The 6,536-nt window shown below is 64.5% G+C and carries 6 protein-coding genes and 1 pseudogene; all 7 read left to right on the top strand.

All coding sequences use genetic code 11. From position 1 onward, the window contains the following. The coding region (locus EN969_RS11990; protein WP_164758230.1) for an ABC transporter permease at positions 1–540 on the top strand (540 nt) is incomplete at its 5' end. After that, positions 540–1,298, top strand: a complete 759-nt coding sequence (locus EN969_RS11985) for an ABC transporter ATP-binding protein (RefSeq protein ID WP_127419141.1) — start codon at positions 540–542, stop codon at positions 1,296–1,298. The genes EN969_RS11990 and EN969_RS11985, both read left to right, overlap by 1 nt. Positions 1,299–1,316: 18 nt before the next feature. Further along, the gene (locus EN969_RS11980) at positions 1,317–2,294 is read left to right on the top strand and encodes an aliphatic sulfonate ABC transporter substrate-binding protein (RefSeq protein WP_063168596.1); all 978 of its coding nucleotides are present in this window, start codon (positions 1,317–1,319) and stop codon (positions 2,292–2,294) included. Between the two features lie 91 nt (positions 2,295–2,385). Then, positions 2,386–3,882: a sulfatase gene (locus EN969_RS11975; protein WP_127419140.1), complete on the top strand. Its 1,497-nt coding sequence runs from the start codon at positions 2,386–2,388 to the stop codon at positions 3,880–3,882. Between the two features lie 126 nt (positions 3,883–4,008). After that, positions 4,009–4,890, top strand: a complete 882-nt coding sequence (locus tag EN969_RS11970; RefSeq protein WP_063168594.1) for a DMT family transporter — start codon at positions 4,009–4,011, stop codon at positions 4,888–4,890. 205 nt (positions 4,891–5,095) lie between these two features. Continuing rightward, entirely contained in the window at positions 5,096–6,055 is a 960-nt protein-coding gene (locus EN969_RS11965; protein WP_063168593.1) for an AraC family transcriptional regulator, read from the top strand. Positions 6,056–6,251: 196 nt separating this feature from the next. Further along, positions 6,252–6,536 (top strand): annotated as a pseudogene (locus tag EN969_RS11960) (porin family protein); the annotation flags it as partial.

The raw sequence follows: 6,536 nt of genomic DNA, 5'->3' as shown, positions 1-6,536 counted from the left end.
ATCCTGGCGATCCCGGTCGGCTTCGTCATGGGCTGGTACAAGGTCGCGCGCTCGCTTATCGAGCCGTATCTGCAGTTCTTCCGCATGATCCCGCCGCTGGCCATCATTCCGCTGGCGATCGTAACGATGGGCATCGACGAGACGCCGAAGATCTTCGTCATCTTCCTGGCCTCCTTCCTGGCCGGCGTCGTCGCCACCTATCAGGGCGTCATCAGCGTCGACAAGACGATGATCAACGCCGCGCGCGTGCTCGGCGCCAAGGACATGACCATCTTCCTGCGCGTCATCATTCCCGCATCGACGCCGTTCATCCTGGTCGGCGTGCGCATCGGCCTCGGCTCGGCCTGGGCGACGCTGGTGGCCGCCGAACTGATCGCCGCGCAGACCGGCCGCGGTTTCCGCATGCAGCAGGCGCAACTCTACTACGACCTGCCGACCATCTTCGTCAGCCTGATCACCATCGGCCTTCTCGGCCTTGCCATGGATCGCATCCTTTTGGTGATCGAGCGCCGGCTGACCGTCTGGCAGGAGCGCGTGTGATGCCGCCCAAGATCGTCTTCGACAAGGTCACGCGCCGGTTCGACCTCAAGGACAATGCCTTCGTCGCGCTTGACCGGCTGTCGCTCGACATCGGCGACGGCGAAGTCGTCACCGTCGTCGGTCCGTCCGGCTGCGGTAAGTCGACCGCGCTCAACATCGCGGCCGGCCTGCTGAAGCCGAGCGAGGGCACCGTGCTGGTCGATGGCAAGGCGGTCGAGGGGCCGGGTCCGGAGCGCGGCATGATCTTCCAGCAATACGCGCTGTTTCCCTGGCTCACCGTACGCCAGAACGTCGAGTTCGGGCTGCGCATCAAGGGCGAGGAAGCTTCGCGCCGCCGGCAGATCGCCGAGCGTTTCATCGATCTCGTCGGCCTTGGCGACTTCGCCGACGCGCTGCCGAAGACGCTTTCGGGCGGCATGAAGCAGCGTTGCGCGATCGCCCGGGCCTATGCGGTCGATCCCTCGATCCTTTTGATGGACGAGCCCTTCGGGGCGCTCGACGCACTGACCCGCGTGCAGCTCCAGGACCAGTTGCTCGACACCTGGAGCCGGGAGCGGCGCACCGTGATGTTCATCACCCACGATGTCGACGAGGCGGTCTACCTCGCCAACCGCGTCATCGTCATGGCGGCGCGGCCCGGCAGGCTGCAGGAGATCATCGACGTCGGCCTGCCTTACCCAAGAACCGAGGAAATCCGGCTTTCGGCGGAGTTCATGAGCATCCGCAACCGCGTCTGGCAAGCCGTTTACCACCAGTAACAGTGACAGGAGGAGAGTATGGTGACACTGACAAGACGTAACCTCATCGCATCATCGGCGGCACTTGCCGCGTTCGCTGCCTCTGGCATCCGTGCCGGAGCGGCGGGAACGGCGGCACGCATCGGCTACAACGGCGATTTCTGGGGCGCCAGCGTGGCCGGCGTCGCGGCCGACCAGGGCTTCTATGCCAAGCACGGCGTCGATGCCAATATCAAGGTCTTCACCAACGGCCCCATCCAGGTCCAGGCGCTTGGCGCCAACAGCCTGGAATTCGGCTATCTCGGACCGGGCGCGCTGTGGCTGCCGGCGAGCGGCAAGGCCAAGATCATCGCCGTCAACGATGTCGGCTTCTCGGACCGGGTGATCGCCCAAGCCGGCATCACGTCCATCGCCGGCCTCAAGGGCAAGAAGGTCGCGATCGCGGCCGGCACCTCGGGCGACATGCTGTTGCGGCTGGCGCTGCGCAAGGCCGGTATGGCGATGACCGACCTCGACATCGTGCAGATGGACCCGAGCACCATCGTGGCGGCCTTCGCCTCCAAGCAGGTCGACGCGGCCGGCATCTGGTATCCGTTCGTCGGCATCATCCAGAAGAGCGTTCCCGATCTGGTGGAGCTGGCCAAGAACGACGACTTCTATCCGCAGACCACATTTCCGAGCGTCTTCATTGCCCGCAACGATTTGGTCGAGGGCAATCCCGATCTCGTCCGCAACGTGGTGCGCGCCATCAAGGACGCGCAGGATTTTCGTGCCGCCAACCAGGACAAGGCGATCGAGATCACCTCCAAGCTGCTCGGCATTCCTGCCGACCAGCTGAAGACGGAAGCCGGTTATGGCCGTTTCATGACCTCGGCCGAACTGATCAAGCTAACCAAGGACGGCACCGTGAACGGCTGGTTCTCGACGATGAACGACCTGTTCAAGACCTTTGGCAAGCTCGAGACCTCGCTCGATCCCAAGGACTATTATCTGGGCGATCAATACATTTCGGCCTGACGGCCTTCTTGAAATCGCCCCTTGCAAACCGCAAGCCCCGGCAGCGAACCGGGGCCTGTTTCCTGACAATCACAGCAGCGACGAGCCATCCATGAACGTTCTCTATATCGACATCGACAGCCTCAGGCGCGACCACCTCGGCTGCTACGGCTATCATCGCAACACCTCTCCCGTCATCGACAGCCTTGCCGGCGAGGGCATCCGCTTCGAGAACGTCTATGTGTCCGATGTGCCTTGCCATCCGTCGCGCACGGCGCTGTGGAGCGGCCGCCACGGAATGCGGACCGGCGTGGTCGGCCATGGCGGCACCGCCTGCGAGCCGTTCCGCGAAGGCGCCGAGCGAGCCTGGGCCGGCACCTTCTACGAGGAAGGCTGGATGCGGGCGCTGCGCGATCTCGGCTACCACACCACGACCATCAGCAGTTTTGGCGAACGGCATGGCTGCTGGCATTGGTATGCCGGCTTCAACGAGATCATCAATCCCGGCAAGGCCGGCATGGAGAACGCCGACGAGGTTTCGGGCCTGGCGATCGACTGGCTGAAGCGCAATGGCTCGGCAAAAAAGTGGTTCCTGCATGTCAATGACTGGGACCCGCACACGCCCTATCGCGCGCCGGACGCTTTCGGCGACCCCTTCGCCGACCAGCCGCTTCCCGACTGGATGACCAGGGCGGTATTCGAGAAGAGCCATGCTGGCTACGGCCCGCACAGCCCGCAGGAACCCTCGGGCTTCGACGTCGAGCCGGGCGGATCGAAATACCGGCGCATGCCGTCGCCGATCAGCGGCATGGACACCGTCAAGGCCTGGTTCGACGGCTACGACACCGGCGTGCTCTATGCCGATTATCATGTCGGTCTCATCGTCGAGGAGTTGAAGCGGCAAGGCCTGTTCGACGACACGATCATCGTCATCGGCGCCGATCATGGCGAAAACCTCGGCGAGCTCAACGTCTGGGGTGATCATCAGACGGCCGACGAATTCACCTGCAACGTGCCGCTGGTCATCCGCTGGCCCGGCGCCGAGGACATGCGCGGCGTCAATGGCGGCCTTCACTATCATTTCGACTGGGCCGCCACGCTGATCGACCGGCTCGGCGGCAACGTTCCGGCGCTTTGGGACGGGCGCTCCTTTGCACCGGCGCTTGCCGCGAAGGAGGAAGGTGGCCGCGATTTCCTGGTGCTGAGCCAGGGTGCGTGGGCGGTACAGCGCGGCGTGCGGTTCCGGCTCGGCGGGGCCGACTGGCTGATGCTGCGCACCTATCATGACGGCTACAAGGATTTCGGCCCGGTCAGCCTGTTCAATCTGAGTGAGGATCCGCATGAGCAGCATGATCTCTCAGGCTCCCGAAGCGATGTGGTCGATCATGCCAGCCGGCTGCTCGAGGACTGGCGCAGCGCCATGGCCATCCGCAGCGACAGCGATGTCGACCCGCTGGTGACGGTGATCCGGGAAGGCGGGCCGTTCCATTGCCTTGGCGAGTTGCCGGCCTATCTCGAAAGACTGCGCCGGACCGGCCGCACCGATGCGGCAGCGGCCCTCGAGCAGCGCCACCCGGCACCGCCGCCACGGCGCAAATCCCTGAACTGACCGGCCGGCGGCACTTGGCCGTGCCCTAGCAGCCAGTTGCCGCTGCCTCACGACAGGCCGGCCGGTTCGCCCTATCTCCATGCCGCCGGTCGGGTTTGGACCCGGCGATATGGAGGATGGGATCACGTGACACCGACGCCGATTGCCCGTCGCGAAGCGGCGCCCTTGCCTGTCGCAGCACTGATGGGCGCCATGGTGTCGATCCAGATCGGCGCCACCTTCGCCAAAGGCCTGTTCCCGCAGATCGGCGCGCAAGGGACGACGACGCTCAGGCTGGTCATCGGTGCGCTGATGCTGATCGCGGTGCTGCGGCCCTGGCAGATGCGGCCCTCGCGTGCCACCATGCCGTGGCTGGTCGCTTATGGAGTGACGCTCGCCGCCCTCAACCTCCTGTTCTACGCAGCGCTGGCCAGGATTCCGCTCGGCATCGCGGTGGCGCTGGAGTTTACCGGCCCGCTTCTGGTGGCGACCTTGACTTCGCGGCGCGCCAGCGACTTTGCCTGGATCGCGCTGGCGGTGGCCGGCATCCTGCTGTTGTCGCCCTTCGTTCGTTCCCTCGCGCCGCTTGATCCGATCGGGGTGATGCTGGCGCTGGCGGCCGGCGGCTTCTGGGCGCTCTACATCGTGCTGGCCCAGAAGGCCGGCGCGGAGCTTGGCACCCGCACCACCGCCTACGGCATGGCCATCGCCGCCGTGCTGGTGCTGCCCTTCGGTGTCGCCCAGGCGGGATCCGCGCTGCTGGCCCCGTCGATCCTGGTCAGCGCGCTGCTCGTCGGCCTGTTTTCCAGCGCATTGCCGTTCTTCCTGGAGATGGTGGCGCTGACCCGCATGCCGGCGCGCATCTACGGCACGCTGACCTGCCTGGAGCCTGGGCTTGGTGCACTGGCCGGCTTCCTGTTCCTGCATGAAAGCCTGACCGCGACGCAACTGGCCGGGATCGCTGCCGTTGTTGTCGCCGCCTTCGGCACGGCGCTGACATCACGGCCGCCGGTTCCATCGCCGGAGTAGGGGAACGATTCGTCGGCACTGGGTATTTTCGAGTAATCCGAAATTCAGCCAGCCAGATCCGCGAAATCAGGCCAATCCTTGTTCAGGACGGCACTGAAATTGTCGCCTGGCGCACAAGTATTTCCGGCTCTGGACAGACCGTGATCTGGTCCAATACGGTGCGTGTCGAAGTGAAGACGCGATTGTAGAAAAGGCCGGTCGTCCCTTGCAAAAGAACGTCTTCTCATCGGCGGATCTGCCGCCGCATCTGGATCATCGCGCACGCTTCGCGCTCTGGCAGGACGTCCATGTCGCCGAGATATGGTCGGTCGAATACACGATTTCGGAAAGACTGTCGTTCGAAGCCGCGATCGAAGCCACCGCTGTCGGGTCGCTGGTGCTTGGACAGATGGCCGGGACGATACGTCATGCCAGCCGCAAGGCGGGCAATATCGCCGCCGACGGTCGCGACGGCTATCTGCTGCTGGTCAACAATGGCGATACGGTGCTCAGCGGCACGCAGATTGGCCGCGATTATCACGTCGGCAAAGGCGAGGCCGCCCTGGTCTCGGCTTCGGAAGCGTTGCAGATGACCGGCGGCGACAGCAATGTCTGGGCCAATGTGGTGCTTCCCCGTGCCGTGCTGGAAAATGCCTTCGCTCATATAGAGGATCGGCTGGCGTTGACCGTCGGCGCCGACAATGAGGCGCTCGGCATGCTCAAGCGCTATTGCAGCTTCCTGGAAGCAGGCCCGGCCCTGGTCTCGCCCGACCTCATCGGCCACGCCACCGAAACCATCGTCGACCTGATCGGCCTGGCGACCGGCGCCAAGGGCGAAGCGGCCGAACTGGCGGGCCTGCGCGGTCTGCGCGCGGCAAGGCTGCAGGCCATACTGCAGAAGATGCGGGACAATTTCGCCGATCCCGCCATTTCGGCGCAGGGCGTTGCCGGGCAATTGCGGCTCTCGGTCCGCTATGTCCATGACCTGCTGCAGGAAACCGGGGTGAGCTTTGCCGAGCGCATTCTCGAACTGCGCTTGCAGAGGGCGCATCGGATGCTGTCCGACAGGCGCAACGACCGCATGCGGATCAGCGAGATCGCGCTGCTCAGCGGTTTTTCCGACGTGTCCTATTTCAACCGCTGCTTCCGCCGCCGCTTCGGCTCGACGCCGGGCAGCGCCAGATAGTTTCCGACAGCCACCGAATGCACGGCGCGCCGATCGACTGAGGCTGAAAAGCCACACCGACCGGGAAAGCGCCGTGGTGCTTTCCCCGACAATTCGGGTGCGGCCCAGCCCAAGACGCGGCCGGCGGACAATGCAACACCGGATTTCTCGACAACAGCTGGATCTCCGCAGCTCATTTGTGCGGCGGGGAAGCAACATGGGGCGGCAGACAACAATGAAAATTCTTCTTCTCGCAACGGCCTTCATTCTCGCGCCGCTCGGTGTGGCGTGTGCGGCTGATATCAATGAGGGTTCGCCTGTTGCATCCGGCTACGACTGGTCCGGACTCTATGCCGGCGTCGACATCGGCTACGCGGCCGGAAAATCCAATCTGTTCATCGCCGGCGGCGGACTGGGCGGGGCCACCGATCTCAACGTTGGCGTCGATCCGAACGGATTTATCGGCGGCGTCCCTATCGGCGCGAATTTCCAGATGGAGAAC

This window comes from Mesorhizobium sp. M7A.F.Ca.CA.003.01.2.1 (assembly GCF_003998945.1).
In the GTDB taxonomy this organism is placed as follows: Bacteria; Pseudomonadota; Alphaproteobacteria; order Rhizobiales; family Rhizobiaceae; genus Mesorhizobium; species Mesorhizobium ciceri.
The sequence above is the reverse complement of the archived record's forward strand: the minus strand, read 5'-3'. Positions and strand labels throughout refer to the sequence as shown.

What these genes read in the sequence shown, in the direction of transcription:
- EN969_RS11975 (WP_127419140.1), top strand. Translation starts at nt 2,386, where the DNA reads ATGAACGTTCTCTATATCGACATCGACAGCCTCAGGCGCGACCACCTC.
- EN969_RS11985 (WP_127419141.1), top strand. Translation starts at nt 540, where the DNA reads ATGCCGCCCAAGATCGTCTTCGACAAGGTCACGCGCCGGTTCGACCTC.
- EN969_RS11980 (WP_063168596.1), top strand. Translation starts at nt 1,317, where the DNA reads ATGGTGACACTGACAAGACGTAACCTCATCGCATCATCGGCGGCACTT.